Source organism: Devosia sp. SL43 (assembly GCF_021729885.1).
Taxonomy (GTDB): domain Bacteria; phylum Pseudomonadota; class Alphaproteobacteria; order Rhizobiales; family Devosiaceae; genus Devosia.
Window position 1 is genome coordinate 497,327 of the sequence record NZ_CP063401.1, and the last position, 15,990, is coordinate 513,316.

At 63.6% G+C, this 15,990-nt stretch carries 15 protein-coding genes; 12 read left to right on the forward strand and 3 right to left on the reverse strand.

The window, feature by feature from the left end:
- Position 1: 1 nt before the first annotated feature.
- The 4 genes from IM737_RS02450 to IM737_RS02465 all read left to right on the forward strand — a co-directional run bounded on the left by IM737_RS02450 (position 2) and on the right by IM737_RS02465 (position 3,830).
- Positions 2-943, forward strand: coding sequence for a putative F420-0 ABC transporter substrate-binding protein (locus tag IM737_RS02450; protein WP_236898042.1), 942 nt, complete (start codon positions 2-4; stop codon positions 941-943).
- A gap of 2 nt (positions 944-945) precedes the next feature.
- Positions 946-1,965, forward strand: coding sequence for a putative F420-0 ABC transporter permease subunit (locus IM737_RS02455; RefSeq protein ID WP_236898043.1), 1,020 nt, complete (start codon positions 946-948; stop codon positions 1,963-1,965).
- Complete coding sequence (locus IM737_RS02460) at positions 1,962-2,750, forward strand: ABC transporter ATP-binding protein (protein WP_236898044.1); 789 nt, start codon at positions 1,962-1,964, stop codon at positions 2,748-2,750. Before IM737_RS02455 ends, IM737_RS02460 begins: the two co-directional genes overlap by 4 nt.
- Positions 2,751-2,828: 78 nt before the next feature.
- Positions 2,829-3,830: a TIGR03842 family LLM class F420-dependent oxidoreductase gene (locus IM737_RS02465; protein WP_236898045.1), complete on the forward strand. Its 1,002-nt coding sequence runs from the start codon at positions 2,829-2,831 to the stop codon at positions 3,828-3,830.
- Positions 3,831-4,001: 171 nt separating this feature from the next.
- Here the strand turns inward: IM737_RS02465 and IM737_RS02470 are convergent, their stop codons facing one another.
- Entirely contained in the window at positions 4,002-5,858 is a 1,857-nt protein-coding gene (locus IM737_RS02470) for an adenine deaminase (RefSeq protein WP_442874162.1), read from the reverse strand.
- Positions 5,859-6,136: 278 nt separating this feature from the next.
- Here IM737_RS02470 and IM737_RS02475 point away from each other — a divergent pair, with 278 nt between their 5' ends.
- From IM737_RS02475 to IM737_RS02505, 7 genes are all read left to right on the forward strand, one after another.
- Positions 6,137-7,093 carry a nucleoside hydrolase gene (locus IM737_RS02475; RefSeq protein WP_236898048.1) on the forward strand — a complete coding sequence of 319 codons (957 nt, stop codon included), beginning with the start codon at positions 6,137-6,139 and terminating at the stop codon, positions 7,091-7,093.
- A gap of 115 nt (positions 7,094-7,208) precedes the next feature.
- Positions 7,209-8,243, forward strand: coding sequence for an ABC transporter substrate-binding protein (locus tag IM737_RS02480; RefSeq protein WP_236898050.1), 1,035 nt, complete (start codon positions 7,209-7,211; stop codon positions 8,241-8,243).
- Positions 8,244-8,301: 58 nt separating this feature from the next.
- Positions 8,302-9,126, forward strand: coding sequence for an ABC transporter permease (locus IM737_RS02485; RefSeq protein WP_236898051.1), 825 nt, complete (start codon positions 8,302-8,304; stop codon positions 9,124-9,126).
- Positions 9,126-9,914 carry an ABC transporter permease gene (locus IM737_RS02490; protein WP_236898052.1) on the forward strand — a complete coding sequence of 263 codons (789 nt, stop codon included), beginning with the start codon at positions 9,126-9,128 and terminating at the stop codon, positions 9,912-9,914. The genes IM737_RS02485 and IM737_RS02490 overlap by 1 nt, the downstream gene beginning before the upstream one ends.
- Positions 9,915-9,918: 4 nt before the next feature.
- Positions 9,919-10,980, forward strand: coding sequence for an ABC transporter ATP-binding protein (locus tag IM737_RS02495; protein WP_236898053.1), 1,062 nt, complete (start codon positions 9,919-9,921; stop codon positions 10,978-10,980).
- Positions 10,956-12,302 carry an amidohydrolase family protein gene (locus IM737_RS02500; RefSeq protein WP_236898054.1) on the forward strand — a complete coding sequence of 449 codons (1,347 nt, stop codon included), beginning with the start codon at positions 10,956-10,958 and terminating at the stop codon, positions 12,300-12,302. The genes IM737_RS02495 and IM737_RS02500 overlap by 25 nt, the downstream gene beginning before the upstream one ends.
- Positions 12,303-12,345: 43 nt before the next feature.
- Positions 12,346-13,236 carry a nucleoside hydrolase gene (locus tag IM737_RS02505; protein WP_236898055.1) on the forward strand — a complete coding sequence of 297 codons (891 nt, stop codon included), beginning with the start codon at positions 12,346-12,348 and terminating at the stop codon, positions 13,234-13,236.
- Here the strand turns inward: IM737_RS02505 and IM737_RS02510 are convergent.
- The gene (locus tag IM737_RS02510; protein WP_236898056.1) at positions 13,233-14,399 is read right to left on the reverse strand and encodes a M20 aminoacylase family protein; all 1,167 of its coding nucleotides are present in this window, start codon (positions 14,397-14,399) and stop codon (positions 13,233-13,235) included. The two genes, IM737_RS02505 and IM737_RS02510, sit on opposite strands and share 4 nt — an antisense overlap.
- A gap of 45 nt (positions 14,400-14,444) precedes the next feature.
- On the opposite strand from IM737_RS02510, the gene IM737_RS02515 reads away from it, so the two are divergent.
- Positions 14,445-15,161, forward strand: coding sequence for a phosphoribosyltransferase (locus tag IM737_RS02515; RefSeq protein WP_236898058.1), 717 nt, complete (start codon positions 14,445-14,447; stop codon positions 15,159-15,161).
- On the opposite strand, the gene IM737_RS02520 is transcribed toward IM737_RS02515, so the two are convergent.
- Complete coding sequence (locus IM737_RS02520; protein WP_236898060.1) at positions 15,151-15,987, reverse strand: MBL fold metallo-hydrolase; 837 nt, start codon at positions 15,985-15,987, stop codon at positions 15,151-15,153. The two genes, IM737_RS02515 and IM737_RS02520, sit on opposite strands and share 11 nt — an antisense overlap.
- Between the last annotated feature and the right edge of the window lie 3 nt (positions 15,988-15,990).

The window sequence follows — 15,990 nt, forward strand, 5'->3', positions numbered from 1 at the left end:
CATGCGTCTCCCATCCAGCGTCGCCGGCCTTGCGCTTCTGGCACTATCGTCCGGCGCGGCCTTCGCCCAGGCCGCCTACCCACTGGCTTTTGACAATTGCGGCTTCACCGTTGATCTGGGCGCCGCACCCAAGCGGGTGGTCACTATAAAGTCCACCGCTACCGAAATGCTGCTAGCGTTGGGCCTGGAAGATAGGATTGTCGGTATCGCCTTCCAGGATGGTCCGGCTCCGGAGCCTTGGAGCGCCACAGCGGCCAACCTCCAGGTGCTTTCGGACAAGCTGCCCTCGCAGGAAGTGGTGCTCGAAGTCGAGCCCGACTTCGTCTATGGCGGCTGGGAAAGCAATTTCGCCGCCGACGGCGCCGGGGAACGTGCGACGCTGGCAGGTCTGGGCGTCAACACCTACGTCTCGCCGGCCGCCTGCCGTTCGATCAAGCCGGCCAAGTTGACTTTCGACGAGCTGTTTGACGAAATCGCCGAAGTCGGCCTTATCTTTGAGGCCACTACCGCAGCCGATACACTCATCGCCGCGCAGAAGGCAGAACTGGCCGCCATTGCGCCGGATACGCGCGGCCTGACGGCACTCTGGTACTCATCCGGCACCAAGGCACCCTATGTCGGCGCCGGCAGCAATGCTCCGGCCATGATCATGGAAGCGCTGGGCCTCAACAACATCATGTCCGGTGTAGACGACGGCTGGGTGGCAGCCAGCTGGGAAGCCGTCGTCGATGCCAATCCTGATGTGATCGTGCTGGTCGACGCCACCTGGAATTCCGCCGAGCAGAAGAAGAAACTGCTGGCCGAAAACCCCATCACCAGCCAGCTCAACGCCGTGGTCAACGAGCGCTACCTCATCCTGCCATTCCCGGCCTCCGAAGCCGGCGTCCGCAATGTCGGCGCAACGGCCGATATGGCCGCGCAACTCGCCGCGCTCAGCTTCTAGCCATGGCACCAGGCCGGCCCACGCGATTGCTGCTTGGTGCCGGCCTGTGGCTGTTGCTCGCTGCGAGCCTGGTCCTGGCGGTGACGTTCGGGCCTGCCGACATTGCGCCAACCGAAGTCTGGCAGACCATCGCCAACCATCTCGGTTTGCCCGTCGAGAAAACCGTCAGCCGCCTGCGCGACGCCATCATTTGGGAGCTGCGCCTGCCGCGCGTGCTGGTGGCGGCTGGCGTCGGCGCCGGCCTGGCCCTCTGCGGCGCCGTCATGCAGGCTATGACGCGCAATCCACTGGCCGATCCGTATCTATTGGGCCTGTCTTCGGGCGCATCACTCGGCGCTGTACTGTTCCTGCTATCAGGCGCCGCGCTGCTGATGCCGCTGGGCGCCTTCCTCGGCGCCGGTGCCGCCATGGCGCTGACCCTGCTGGTCACAAGCATGCTGGGTGGAGCGACGCCATCCCGCGCCATCCTGGCCGGCATCTCCATCTCGGCCTTGGCCGCCGCGGCGACGTCATTCCTCATCTTCTGGTCCGCCACCGGCGATTCCTACCGCGAAATCCTGAGCTGGCTCATGGGCTCGCTCAGCGGCGTGGTCTGGGTCGACGCCCTGATCGTCCTCGGCGCGACTCTGATCATCGGCCTGCCGGTGTTGTTGAGTGGCCGGTCGCTGGATGCGTTCGCCTTTGGTGATGCAGCCGCGGCCACGCTGGGCATCGATGTCGAGCGCCTGCGCTGGCTGCTGCTCGGCGCCACGGCATTACTGACCGGCGTGCTAGTATCGATCGGCGGTGCCATAGGCTTCGTTGGCCTGATCGTGCCCCATATTGTGCGGCTCGCAACCGGATCGCACCATCGCACTCTGCTGCCGGTCTCTATGCTGCTGGGCGCCAGTTTCATGATCTGGACCGATACAGCCGCGCGGAGCCTGTTCGAGCCGCGCGAATTGCCAGTCGGCATCATCACCGCCTTACTCGGTGCCCCGATCTTTCTCCTCGTCCTGCTGCGCTATCGGCGGATGACATGAGCACAGGATTGGCCGTCCGGGGCATCAGGGTCGAAATCGGCACGACAATCCTGCTCGACGACATCAGCCTTGCGGCGCCCGCCGGTTCGCTGACCGGACTGATCGGCCCCAATGGCGCCGGCAAATCGACGCTGATGCGCGCCGCCCTAGGCCTCGTGCCGCTGAGTCTGGGGTCGATCACCTTCGACAATGCGGACCTGCTCGGCATGCCCCGTCGCGACAGAGCCCGGATGGCTGCCTTTGTCGAGCAGAGCGGCACGACCGAGGCGCGCCTTTCCGCCCGCGAAGTGGTCGCGCTTGGCCGCATCCCCTTCCAGTCCGTCTGGCAATCCGCCCCCTCCCCCGCTGACGCTGCTGCGGTGGAGGAAGCGCTTGATGCCGTGGGCATGTCTGGCTTCGCTGAGCGTCCCTACCACACGCTGTCGGGTGGCGAACAACAGCGCCTGCAGATCGCCCGCGCCCTGGCCCAGCAGCCGCGTCTGTTGATCCTGGACGAACCCACCAATCACCTGGACGTGCATGCGCAACTGGCCGTGCTGGGTCTGCTGCGCCGTCGGGCACAGGCCGGCGTCACGGTCCTCCTGGCGCTGCACGATCTCAACCTCGCGGCCGCCTTCTGCGACACGCTCGTCGTGCTCGATCAAGGCCGCCTGGTCGCGTCCGGAACGCCGGAAACGGTGCTCACCCCTGCCCTGCTGCGATCGGTCTACCAGGTCGATGCTACCCTGCTCCGCCACCCCGTGACCGGTCGCCCGACGATCGTCTACGACTTGCCCTCGGAATAGCGATTGACATTCGAGCGGCGGCAACTCAAAATTTTGATCGACTGGTCAAATTTCTGATCGCGGCAGGCGGAGGGCACTATGGAATTCGGCATCACCTTCAAGGGTTTCATCGAAGCCGAACGGGCACGCTACCTGGTTCGTGCCGCCGAATATGCCGGCTTCAGCTATTGCTGGTTCTACGACAGCCACATCCTTTGGCGCGACTGCTACGCTGCCATCGCCATGTGCATGGAACACACCACCGACATGCGCTTCGGCCCGCTGGTGACCAATCCAGACGTCCGCGACTGGTCCGTCGCAGCCTCCATTTTCGGCTCCCTCTCAAAGCAGAGCGGCGGCCGCTTCGATCTGGCTGTTGGTCGTGGCGACAGCTCCATGCGCGTCATGGGCAAGAAGCCCGCGACGCTCGCCCGCGTTGCCGATTTCATCGCCAAGACCAAGGCGATGGTACGCGGAGAAGAAGTGACCTATGGCGAAATACCCGCCGCCGTGAAATTCCCATGGGCCGTGGGCCACGAGATGCCGAGCTGGATCGCAGCCTATGGCCCGCTGGCTCTCAAGACCGCCGGCGAACACGCCGACGGCGTCGTGCTGCAGCTTGCCGATCCCGGCCTCTGCAAGTGGTTCACCGACCAGTGCATCGACGCCGGCAAGGCAGCGGGCAAGGACATGTCAAAGTTTCGCTCGATGGCCGCCGCCCCCGCCTATTTTGGCGACAAGGCTCGCGCCATCGAAGCCACCAAGTGGTTCCCAGCCATGGTCGGCAACCATGTCGCCGACATCGTCGAAAAGTACGGCGCCGACAGCGACAAGGTCCCAGCCAGCCTCACCAGCTACATCGAGAAGCGCCGTGGCTACGACTATGCCAAGCACGGCCAGTCGGATAACCCGTTCCTCGATTTCATTACGCCCGACGTGGTCGAAAACTTCTGCGTCCTCGGGGAGCCGGAAGACCACATCGCCAAGATGCACGCCCTCAAGGAAGCGGGCGTCACCCAGTTCAACATCTACCTCGATAGCGGCGACGAGGAAGAAATCATCGCGGGCTATGGCCGGCATGTGATTCCGGCGTTTCGGTAGCCGATAGACGACTTCGTCACCGATGCCTCAGTCGTCCACCCTTCCCCTTGTGGGGAGGGAAGCGAGATAGGGGGGACCGATCCGAGAGCTCGGTGGGCGTGGCCACCCCCACCCTTGATCCCTCCCCACAAGGGAGAGGGTATCGACTGAGCAACCTCGGACCAAAGCGCACTACCACACCACCGGATGCGTCTCCCCCGTCGCCACGTTGACGAACCCCTCGGGCGCCAGGGGCGACGGCGCGACCAGAACCCAGCGCCATGGCGCGCAGGTCAGGGTGGCAAAGGCCAGTCGCTCGGGAAAGCCCGGCCACCAACGTGGCGAGAATGTCGGTTCATACATCCACTCTACGCTCGCGCCTTCGCGATAGAGCGTCTGCATCTCCGCATCCAGTTCATGCGCCGGACGGCAGGTCATCAGCCCGCCGACCTCGTAGCGCACAGTCGCAACCAGTTTGCCGCGCGTCACTAATGCCCAGCCGCCCTGCGTCTCACGCAGCGCGTTGACCGCCTTGGCCATAGCCGCGTCCGACGAGCCGACGACCCAGATATTGTGCTTGTCATGGCCCATCGAGCAGGCCAGCGCCGTATCCTCGGTGCTGGGCCCGGTCCCCAGCCAGAACATCCGCGACGTTTTCCCCTCGCCCGAAAACCGATCGACGATAGCGAACTTGGTGATGTTGCGGCCGGAGTCGCGCTGCACCACACCGTCCACCACTGGTAGCTCGGTCGTGATGAACGCATCGGACCAATGGAACGGCCGCAGCAGCGCGGCGCTGACTGTATGCCGGCCTTCAGGCGCGGCGATCGCAAAGTCGGCCGCCGCCAGTTCCCGATCGATCCTGACGGTTTGCGTCGCCCAGCTTGGCCAATCGATCTTTGGCACCGGCTTGGCATAGTCCCTGCCCCGCGACACCTGCTCGCCGTCTGCCCAGACCTCGGCGATCGACAGGCTCGCGACATCATCCAACAGCACCAGATCGGTAAAACGCCCCGGTGCGATCGAGCCCACCCACGGCGTCAGCCGCATATGCCGCGCCGGGTTGATCGTCACCAGTTGGATGGCGATTTCCGGCGACAGGCCCGCCTCAATAGCCAACCTGACATTATGGTCCGTCGCCCCAAGCTTCATCGTGTCCGAGCAGGACCGATCGTCGGTACAGAGAGCGAACTGGCTCCAGTCCTCCTGACCGTTGGCCAGCAGCCCACCCACGATCTCCTTGAGCGAATGCGGACGTATCTCCATGAACAGTCCGCGCCGCAGCTTGTCCGCCACTTCCTCGGGCGTCCACGCTTCATGGTCTGATGCCATGCCGGCCGCCGCAAAGGCATTGATATCGTCGATGGCGCGCATGCCCGCCGCATGCCCCTCCACCACACCGCGCTGTTCGAACGTCGCCCGGATCATCCCCCAAAGCCGCTCGTAGGACGGATTGTCCGGGTTCCACACCGCCGGCCAATCCATGACCTCATCGAGCCCAGCCACCATCATCTGGCTAGTCAGGAATTCGCGCTGCTCGTCATAACCGAAATGGCCCCCGCCCCACTCATAGGCTGTTGGCGGCACGGCCGAACCCGGCAGCGGGAATATCTTCATGGGCGACCCGGCGAGCCGTGCCGTCAGCCAGAATTCGAGGTTGTTCGGCCCGTTGACGTTGGAGAATTCGTGGCTGGCCTCGCAGGTCCAGGTGCAGCCATGTGGCAGCACCAGCGCCGCCTCCCATTCAGGCGTCAGGTGGCTGGACTCGATATGCTTGTGCACCTCGCCAAAGCCAGGCACCGCCGCCAGATGTGACCGATCCACCCGCTCATCAACGGAGCCGGGATACTTGCCCGCCGGGCCGACCCAGGCGATGCGGCGCCCAGAGATCACGATCTCCTGGTCATTATGCCAGCGCCGACCATTCACATCGAGCAAACGCCCGACCCGGACTGCGCGCGTCGCCGGACGCTTGCCCAGCGCCACAAGCGCCAGATGCTGGCGGATGCGGACCTCGTCGGCGGCATTGATGATGAGATCGTCAGGCAATTCTCTCACTCTGAACACCCACCGACGACGGAGTGCGTTTGTTGAAGCGTTTTATAAAACAATGCGTTGAACAACATTTCTAAGACGTCACCTGACAGCCATGCGTAGGGAGGGCTTGGTTTGGCGCTGAAACCGATTTATCAGCTTTGCACGTTCATCCGATCTTGTCTTGAGACCGTGCCCATTCCAAGCGGCGCGAACAAGATACCGAAGCACAATAATCTATACCGTACAATGAGATACCATCTCCAATTGAAGCGGTGCGAAAGGTAATGCAATTGACCAAGACCAAACTGATCCTGGATACCGACGGCGGCGTCGATGACGCTCAGGCGCTGCTGATGCTTATCGCCGGCGGCCGCGCGCCCGACGCCATCACCACGGTCTTCGGCAATGTCGGGCTGGACGCTGCCACGCGCAATATCCTGTCGACCCTGGCCGTCGTCGGTGCCACCATTCCGGTCCACAAGGGCGCCGGCCGTCCGCTGACGCAGCCCGTGATCGATGCCAAGTATATCCACGGCGAGGATGGCCTGGGTGGGGCACCGCGTCCGCTCCACACCGCGGACGTAGCCAGCGACGACGCCATAGGCTTCCTGCGCACGACCTTCCGCGAAGCAGGCGATCGCGGCGAAAAGGTCGATATCTTGATGATCGGGCCGCTGACCAATCTGGCCCTGGCTTTACGACTGGAGCCGTCCATCATCAACGGCATCGGTCAGCTCACCATCATGGGCGGCACCGTCTATGGCCGCGGCAACACGACACCGGCAGCCGAGTTCAATATCTATGCCGATCCCGAAGCCGCAGCGATCGTCTTCAGCGCCGATATCGAGATTGTCGTCGCCCCCTGGGAGCCCTGCGTCACCCACAATATGAGCGGTGCCGACGTGGACAAAGCCTTCGCCAACATCTCCAGCGGCCCAGAGAAAGCGTTCTCAGAAGCGCTGGCCCACCACGCGCGGCGCACCAACGAGAGCTACGGTGGCGGCGACGTCTTCCGCTTCGTCGACCCGCTGGCCGCCGCTATCGTCATCGAACCCGGCATCGTCATCAAGTCGATCCGTGCATCGGTCGACGTTGCACTGGCTCCTGGCATCACCCGTGGCATGACCGTGGTCGACCCCTCGGGTCGTCTCGGCACGCCAATGGTCACACTGGTCGAGGAAGCCAAGATCGACCGGCTCGTTGCCCTCTACACGGCCTCGATCGCCTACGTGCCCACCAGGAACTGACAGCCGGCGAATAAACCGGCCCACCAGTCACTTAGCCTAAAGATTGGGCTTGCGGTTGCATCGCCGCAAAAATAGGCTTCGGTAACTCGGACCTGTGGACGCAAAGGAAGCTGCTATGAAGAATGTCATCATTACCGTGTTGGCGGTTTCGGCCGCTGCCCTGCTGTCGGCGGTACCGGCCTCTGCCCAAGGCAAGACGCTGACCATTTCCTGGTGGGGCTTCAATGGTGAAAAGCTCGAAGCGATCGTGCTGGCGCCATTCCGCGCACAATGCGGCTGCGAGATCGTGTTCGAAACCGGCAATAATGGCGAGCGCCTGAACAAAATCCAGATTCGCAACGGCGCCGGCGTGGACGTAGCCTATTTCTCCGACAGCTTCAGCCAGCAGGGCATTGAGGCGGGTCTGTTCCAGAAAATCGACCCGTCCAAGCTGCCCAACCTCGCCGGCATCTACGACCTAGCCAAGGATCCGCAAGGCGGATATGGCCCCGCCTACACCATCGGTCGCGTCGGCATCGTCTACGACTCGGCCAAGGTGACGACCCCGATCACCTCATGGAACGATCTGTGGCGCGAGGACCTCGCGTCGTCCCTCTCCCTGCCCGGCATCACCACTACGGCCGGTCCAATGGTCGTGATGAAGGCCGGCGAACATGCCGGCGTCGATGCTTTCGCCGATCCGGATGCGGCCTTTGCTGCGGTCGATGCGCTCAAGCCGAATGTGGTCAAGAACTACAATACCGGCTCTGAGATGATCAACCTGTTCTCGACCGGCGAGGTTAGCGCCGCCATCGCGCAGGACTTCACGCTTGGCCAGATTCAAGCTGCGGTTCCAACGGTGGTCTGGGCCGACCTTGCCGAGGGTTCGATCGCCACACTCAACACCGTCAACATCCCGGTCGGCGCCGCCGAACCTGAGTTGGCGTATGAGTTCATCAACTTCATCCTGTCCCCGGAAATCCAGCAGCAACTGGCCGAACAGGGCGTCGATGCGCCGGTCGTGACGTCTGTCACCCTGACGCCGGAGCAAGCGGCCCTGTGGACCTATGGCGCCGACCTCATCGCCGGGCTGCAACGTATCGACTATGTCCAGATGAACGCCGCCAAGGGCGGCTGGGTCGATCGCTGGAACGAAATCTTCGGCATGTAGCCGCCGTGGCGGGGCTGCCATTGCTGCCCCGCCGTTCTCACGTCCAAGGCCCATTTCCATGAAACGCTTCGCCGGCTGGACCCTGGCCTCCCCTGCGACAGTTCTGGTCGTGGTTTTCCTCGTCCTGCCGGTCCTGGCGACCATCGTCACCACCTTCACCACGCCAGACGGTCCCTTTGCGACCTATGCTGCGTTCTTCGCCAGCAGCTTCCGCCGCACCGTCCTGTTCCGGACGATCCAGATTTCTCTCGTCACTACGGTCATTGCGTTAGTGGTCGGTTTCCTAACCGCCTACGTTGTTTCGCGTGCGCCCGGCTGGCTCAAGTCCATCCTCATCATTGCGGCCGTTTTCCCGCTCCTGACCGGCGTCGTGGTGCGCTCCTTCGCCTGGCTCATCATCCTGGGCAAGAACGGCATCCTCAATTCCACGTTGCTGAACCTGGGCTTGATCGGCGAGCCGCTGACCATGCTCTACACTCAGGGCGCCGTTATCGTCGCCATGGTCTACCTCTTCGTGCCGTTGATGATCCTGACCCTCGTCGGCGTCCTCGAATCCATCCCCGACGACCTCATTCAGGCCTCCGCCTCACTCGGCGCCAAGCCGATTGCCACCTTCATGCAAGTCACCCTGCCGCTGGCCGTACCCGGCCTTATCGTGGGCGCCGTCCTGGTCTTCACCGGAAGCTTCACCTCCTACGCCACGCCCCAGCTGCTAGGCGGCGAACAGGTGATGATGATGGGAACCCTGATGTACCAGCAGGCCATGGTTACCTTCGACTGGGTCGCCGCCTCGACCATTGCCGCTGTCATGGTCGTGATCACCATCGCCATCGTGCTTCTGATGACCCGCGTCGCCCGCCGCCTCAACCCGATGGTCACGTAATGACGCGTCAGATCCATCCGCTGCTGATAGCAGGCACCGTTCTCGTCTTCATGTTCCTGGTCGGTCCGCTGATCATCGTGCTCGGCGCCGCATTGAGCGACACAACCTACCTGACCTTCCCGCCGCAGGGCCTTTCGCTGCGCTGGTTCGAGAACATCTTCCAGATCGATGCTTTCCGTCGGACGATCCTCACCAGCTTGCAGATCGCGCTACTCTCGACCACGATCGCCCTGATCATCGGCATCCCGGCCGCCTATGCCCTTAACCGCTACCGCATCCAGCTGCCCGGCTGGCTCTCGACTCTATTCGTACTGCCCGTCCTCGTGCCGGAGCTCGTACTCGGCTTCTCGCTGCTGAAAAACCTGGCTGTTCAGTTCAACAGCCCGATCTACATCGCGCTGCTGTTCGGTCACGCACTCTTGGTTTTGCCCTATGTGGTGCGGGTAATCGGCGCTTCGCTGGCCTCGTTCGACTTTTCCATCGAGGAAGCAGCGATCAGCCTTGGTTCGCCACCGCTCAAGACGTTTTTCACGATCCTGCTGCCCAACGTGCGCTCCGGCGTCATCGCTGCCTTCATCCTGGCGTTCATCACCTCGGTCAACGACGTGTCGATCTCGATTTTCCTGACTGGGCCGGGATTGAGCACGCTGCCGATCCAGCTGCTGGCGCATATGGAGCAGTTCTTCGACCCCACCGTGGCATCGGTCTCGGTATTGCTGATGATCCTGACCGTGGCCGTGATGGCCATTGTCGAGCGCACGCTCGGCCTGACCTTCCTAGCCAAGTAGAACCATGACCCAGGCTCTCACACTGCACGAGATCACTGCCCACTACGGCACCACCCAGGTGCTGGAAAAGCTATCGTTGAGCGTCGCAGAGGGGGAACTCGTTTCGCTCCTCGGCGCCAGCGGCTGCGGCAAGACCACGACCCTCCGCCTGGTCGCCGGCTTCCTGCAACCGACATCGGGGACCATCACCCTTGGCGGTCGCGACCTGACCCGCCTGCCGCCGCATCAGCGCGACATCGGCCTCGTCTTCCAGAATTATGCCCTGTTCCCGCATCTGTCGGTGGCCGACAATGTCGGCTTTGGCCTCAAGCAGCGCGGCATTTCCGGTGACGCCAAGGCCAAGCGTGTCGGTGCCATGCTCGACCGCGTCGGGCTTGCACAACTGGCTGATCGCCTGCCGGCCGCGCTGTCCGGTGGCCAGAAGCAACGCGTTGCCCTCGCCCGTGCCCTGGTCATCGAACCGCCGCTGCTGATGTTCGACGAGCCCCTGTCCAACCTCGATGCCAAGCTGCGCATCGATATGCGCGTCGAAATCCGACAACTGCAGCGCGCCAATGGCACGACCTCGGTCTATGTGACGCACGACCAGGAAGAGGCGTTCTCGATCTCCGATCGCGTCGCCATCATGCATCAGGGCCGCATCATGCAGCTCGACACGCCGGAACGGCTCTATCAGCGCCCCGCCAACGCCTTCGTCGCCCGCTTCGTCGGCTTCGAGAACCTGATCCCCATGAGCGTGGTGGCGCGCGATGGCGCGAAGATCACCGCCGAAGCCGCAGGCGGTGTCAGGCTGACGCTGTCGCTTGAGCAGTTTGGCACCATCCCCGACCGTTTCGTGCTGGCTTGCCGGGCCGACGGCCTGGCCGTGACCGACAATGCCGGCATGGAGGGTGTTCCAGCCAATCTGGGACTTCGCACTTATCTGGGCCGCGCCTACCAATACCAGACAGAGACGCCAGCCGGTGCGCTGGTGGCCAATGGCCCCCTCACGCGGCCGCTGGAGCCCGGCACCTTGGCCAAGCTCGTGCCGGTGCCCGAGCAATGCACCATCCTCGCGCCGGAATGACAACGCTGCTGACGAATGCCTGGCTGCTGACCATCGACGACGCCATGACCCAGCACGCCAATGGCTGGCTGCAGATCGACGGCACAACCATCACCGCCCTCGGCTCCGGGGCACCGCCCACTGTCTCCGGTGCCGAGCTCATCGACTGTGGCGGCGATATCGTCATGCCCGGCATGATCAATACCCACTGCCATATGGGCATGTCGGTGTTCCGCGGCCTGGCCGAAGATATCGATGATCGCCTCTATCGCTACATCCTGCCACTGGAGCGCAAGTTCGTCACGCCGGAGATGGTCCGGATCGGCTCTGCCCTGGCCGCGCTGGAGCTGATCGAGGGCGGCGTCACCACCGTCGCGGACATGTACTATTTCGAAACCGAAGTCGCCAATGTCGTAGCGCAGGCTGGCCTGCGCGGCATTGTCGGCCAGACACTGGCCGACTTCGACCCACCCGACCACAAGAGCTTCGACGAGGGGTTTGCCCGTGTCGAGCAACTCGCATCCGAATTCGGCACCCACCCGCTGGTGACGCCGTCCATCGCCCCGCACGCCCCCTACTCCACCGGGCTCAAGGTGATGGAGCGGGTCGCCGACTGGTCGCATGTCCATCCTGACATACCGGTGCAGATGCATCTGGCGGAGAGCGCGCTGGAGGTCAACTGGGCGCGCGAGACGCACGGCAAATCCACCGTCGCCGTGACCCGCGATGCAGGCCTGCTCAAGCCAAACCTCATTTGCGCCCATTGCCTCCAACTTGACGATGCCGACATCACCATGATGTCCGAGCATCAGGTCTGCGTCGCCACCAACCCGCGCTCTAACGGCAAGGCCGGCCGCGGCATCGCGCCGGTCGATAAGCTGCGCAATGCCGGCCTGCCTGTCGGCATTGGCAGCGACGGCGCCATGAGCGGCAACACGCTCGACCTGTTCAGCCAGCTTGCCCCGGTCTCGATGTTTGCCAAGCTGCTTGGCGGCTCGCGCAAGCCGCTGCCGGCGATCGACGTGGTCCGCATGGCAACCATCGAAGGCGCGCGCGCTCTCAGCCTCAATCTCAAGACCGGCTCGCTCGAAGCGGGCAAGCAGGCCGACCTGATTCGTGTCAGCCTTGTTGCGCCCCGCCTGCACCCGATCTACGACCCCTATTCAATGCTGGTCTTCGCCGCCAGCCCGAGCGACGTCACCGATGTCATCGTCGCTGGCCGCTGGTTGAAGCGCGATGGCACCGTGCAGACGCTGGAGCCGAAGAAAGTCTTGCGCGACGCCATGCAGATCGCCCATGCCTTCCAGACCGAAATGAAACTGATCGACAGGGGCGGCCCATGACGTCAGCTTGTAAAACCTGCCGAAATCGGGCTGGCTCCGCGTCATGAACAGACGAGTCGTCATTGACACAGATCCCGGCCTCGACGATGCGGTCGCCATCCTCTTCGCGTTGAACAGCGGGCGTTTCGACGTTCTCGGCATCACTACGGTCGCTGGGAACATCGGCCTCGAGCGGACGACGCGCAATGCCGGCGGGCTGCTGGCGCAACTAAGTCTCAGCGACATCCCCGTGATCTCGGGCTCCAGCGAGGCCATGCTGCGCACCAATATAGACGCCCTGGTCATCCATGGCAGCGATGGCCTACGTGGCGTCACCTTCCCCGAGCCGCTGACGCCGCCGCGCACTGGCGCCGTGGCCTGGCTCGCCGAGACCCTGGTGAATGCACCGAGTGGCTCCATCGACATCCTGGCGCTGGGACCGCTCACCAATATCGGCCGGCTGATCAACGAGTATCCCGAGGCCGCCGCTCGGATCGGCCGGGTTATCTGCATGGGCGGCACCATCCATGAGCCGGGCAACGCCGGCCCCGGCTCGGAGTTCAATTTTGCCTCCGATCCCGAAGCGACGGCAATCGTGCTGCATGCCGCGATCAAGTGCGTGGTCATCCCGCTCGACGTGACACGCAAGGTCCGCGCTAGCGCTGCCTATGTCGAGGCCCTGCGCGTCACGCAGGCCGGGACCGTGGCAGCCGATCTGCTGCTGGCCTACATGCAGGACGGCAAGCAGAGCCGCCCTCTGCACGACCCCTGCGTCATGCTGTTGGCCTTGGCGCCAGAATTGTTTGACATCGAAATGCGTCGCCTGGCCGTCGATCTCAGCGACGGTGCGGATGCCGGTGCCTTGCTGGAGCGATCCACTGGCCAGCCGGTGTCCATTGCCATGCGCGTCGATGCGGATGGCGCACTCGACCTCCTGGCCAGCGGCTTCCGCTAGCGCAACTGCTGCTCGACCAGGGCCGTCCAGCAACGCGCACCCGTCATGATGGCGGCATCGTTGAAGTCGTAGCGCGAATTGTGATGCAGCGCGCCATCCACAGCCGGACCATTGCCTAGCCAGACGTAGCAGCCCGGCACACGCTTGCTGAACTCGGCAAAGTCGTCCCCGGCCGTGGATGGCGGAAAATCGGTAACGATGGCTCCACCTGTTGCGGTCTGTGCCGCTGCTAGTGCGGCGGCCGTGGCCGTGGTGTCGTTGACCACAGGCGGGATACGGCGCTGAAAGCTATAACTTGCGCTGATGCCGAAAGCGGCGGCGATGCCTGTCGCCAGCAGGCCAATTTCGGCTTCGAGCTGATCCCGCACGGCGGCTGAATAGGCACGAGCCGTGCCGCCGATGCGGACATCATCAGGGATGACGTTGAGCGCCCGGAAATCGCCCGCAGCAATAGCGCAGGCGCTGACGACAGCCGGCTGCAGCGGATCGACGCGGCGGGCAACGATGGTGTGGAGTGCGCCAAGGAACTGGGCAGCCGCCGTGATCGCGTCACGCCCCAGATGCGGCTTGGCGCCATGCGTGCCGACACCATGAAAGGTCACCTCCCAGCTATCGGACGATGCCAGTTGCGGCCCGGCAACCACGGCCATTTCGTCAGGCGCCAGACCCGGCATATTGTGCAGACCATAGACGGCGTCCGTTGGGAAGCGATCGAAGAACCCATCTTCGATCATCGCCCTGGCGCCACCGCGCCCTTCCTCGGCAGGTTGGAAGATGAAATGCACCGTGCCGGAAAACCGCTTCGTCCGCGCCAGATGCCGCGCGGCGGCCAGCAGCATGACGGTATGACCATCGTGGCCGCAGGCATGCATGGTGTTCGGCGTGGTCGATTTGTAGGCCGGCTCGCCGAGTTCGGGCATGGCCAGCGCATCCATATCCGCCCGCAATGCGATGCGACCGCTACCGTCACCTACCTTGAGCGTGCCGACGACACCGGTCTTGCCGAGCCCCAGATGCACCTCGATACCCGCCTCGGCCAGAAGCCTGGCGACAATCTCGCTGGTCCTGTGCTCCTCGAAGCCGAGCTCGGGATGGGCATGCAGATCACGCCGCAGTGCGATCATCGCCTCCAGCTCGAATGGATCGTTGTCGCCATGGGCCATCGGTTGCTAAGCTCTTGAAAATCCAGTCGTGCCAGCATCCCTCATTTGCCGGCGAAAGCCAAGGAAGAGCAGCCTTTGCCCCTCGAACCGCACCAGTTCTGGCAAATCATCGAGCCACCTGGCACGTTCGAAACTGCCCCACCGGAAGGGTTCGCCGATGGCTACCCGGCCACCCTGCCCGACGGCCGGCAGCTCCTGCTGCCGATCCGCGAACTCCCCGGCGATGGCCTGTCGGCTGTCGCCTCGCTCATCATCAACCAAGCCAGCTTTGCAGTGGAAGACGATTTAGCGAGTGCGCTGGCGCAATTGCTGCAGCCATTCGCACCCGAGGTGATCGTCGGCGTACCGACCCTGGGACTGCCGCTGGCAAACAACGTCGCGCGCCGGCTGGGCCATGGGCGCATGGTCGCCCTCGGGACTTCGCGCAAATTCTGGTATCGCCAGGACCTATCGGCCCCGATCTCCTCCATCACCAGCCCCGATCAGCAGAAAACGATCTTCCTTGATCCTCGCTCCCTGCCGTTGCTCGCGGGACGGCGGGTGGTCGTAGTCGACGACGTGATCAGTTCCGGCACATCCATGGCCGCCGTGCTGACGTTACTGGACAAGGCCGGCATTGAGCCCGTGGCCGTTGTTGCGGCCATGCTGCAGGGCAGCCGATGGCGCAGCGGACTGGCCCATTGGCAGGAACGCATTGTGGCGCCGTTAGCCTCGCCGCGACTGGCACGGACCGACACCGGACGCTGGTTGCCTACCGATTGAGGATCGTCCCGGTCAGCACGTCGATCTGCAAGCCATCGAAAGCCGGCGTCACGCTATCCGGCGTTTTGGCCTCGACCTGCCGGTAGTCCAGGTCGATATGCATATTGGTCAGCACCGCCTGCTTTGGCGCGAACCGCTCGATCCAGTCCAGCGTCTCGGGCAGGCTCAGATGGCTCGGATGTGGCGTGGGCCGAAGCGCATCAATGACCCAGAGATCCAGCCCCGAAATGGCTGAATAAGAGGCCTCAGGAAACCCCGATAGATCACACGAATAGGCGAAATTGCCGACGCGGAACCCCAGCGACGTGATGTTGCCATGCGTCTGCTCGAAAACCATGACGGAGATGCTGCCGCCAGGCCCGTCGATTTCGAGCACATCACCAGAGTCGATTTCATGGGCGTTGAGGATCGGCGGATAGTCGCTGCCCTTGGGCGCCTCAAAGCAATAGCCGAACGCTTCTCGGATACGCGCGCCAGCGGGCGCCGAGAAATACACATCCACCCGCTTGCGATTATGCAGTGCGAGCACCCGCAGGTCGTCTATCCCGTGCGTGTGGTCGGCATGCTCGTGGGTATAGAGCACTGCCTCGACGCGATCGACAAGGGCATCGAGCAGTTGCTCGCGAATGTCGCAGCCGGTGTCTATGACAATGCGCGTCGGCGCCTCGCTGCCCTCGGTCCAACCCTCAAGCAGCAGCGCGCAGCGGCGGCGGCGGTTGCGCGGTTCATCGGGGTCGCAGGCGCCCCAGACGTTGCCGATGCGCGGAACGCCGCCGGACGAACCGCAGCCCAGGATGGTCGCAATGATCCGTTGGGCCGCGGGCATAAC

What these genes read in the sequence shown, in the direction of transcription:
- IM737_RS02450 (WP_236898042.1), top strand. Translation starts at nt 2, where the DNA reads ATGCGTCTCCCATCCAGCGTCGCCGGCCTTGCGCTTCTGGCACTATCG.
- IM737_RS02455 (WP_236898043.1), top strand. Translation starts at nt 946, where the DNA reads ATGGCACCAGGCCGGCCCACGCGATTGCTGCTTGGTGCCGGCCTGTGG.
- IM737_RS02460 (WP_236898044.1), top strand. Translation starts at nt 1,962, where the DNA reads ATGAGCACAGGATTGGCCGTCCGGGGCATCAGGGTCGAAATCGGCACG.
- IM737_RS02465 (WP_236898045.1), top strand. Translation starts at nt 2,829, where the DNA reads ATGGAATTCGGCATCACCTTCAAGGGTTTCATCGAAGCCGAACGGGCA.
- IM737_RS02480 (WP_236898050.1), top strand. Translation starts at nt 7,209, where the DNA reads ATGAAGAATGTCATCATTACCGTGTTGGCGGTTTCGGCCGCTGCCCTG.
- IM737_RS02485 (WP_236898051.1), top strand. Translation starts at nt 8,302, where the DNA reads ATGAAACGCTTCGCCGGCTGGACCCTGGCCTCCCCTGCGACAGTTCTG.
- IM737_RS02490 (WP_236898052.1), top strand. Translation starts at nt 9,126, where the DNA reads ATGACGCGTCAGATCCATCCGCTGCTGATAGCAGGCACCGTTCTCGTC.
- IM737_RS02495 (WP_236898053.1), top strand. Translation starts at nt 9,919, where the DNA reads ATGACCCAGGCTCTCACACTGCACGAGATCACTGCCCACTACGGCACC.
- IM737_RS02500 (WP_236898054.1), top strand. Translation starts at nt 10,956, where the DNA reads ATGCACCATCCTCGCGCCGGAATGACAACGCTGCTGACGAATGCCTGG.
- IM737_RS02505 (WP_236898055.1), top strand. Translation starts at nt 12,346, where the DNA reads ATGAACAGACGAGTCGTCATTGACACAGATCCCGGCCTCGACGATGCG.
- IM737_RS02510 (WP_236898056.1), bottom strand. Translation starts at nt 14,399, where the DNA reads ATGGCCCATGGCGACAACGATCCATTCGAGCTGGAGGCGATGATCGCA.
- IM737_RS02520 (WP_236898060.1), bottom strand. Translation starts at nt 15,987, where the DNA reads ATGCCCGCGGCCCAACGGATCATTGCGACCATCCTGGGCTGCGGTTCG.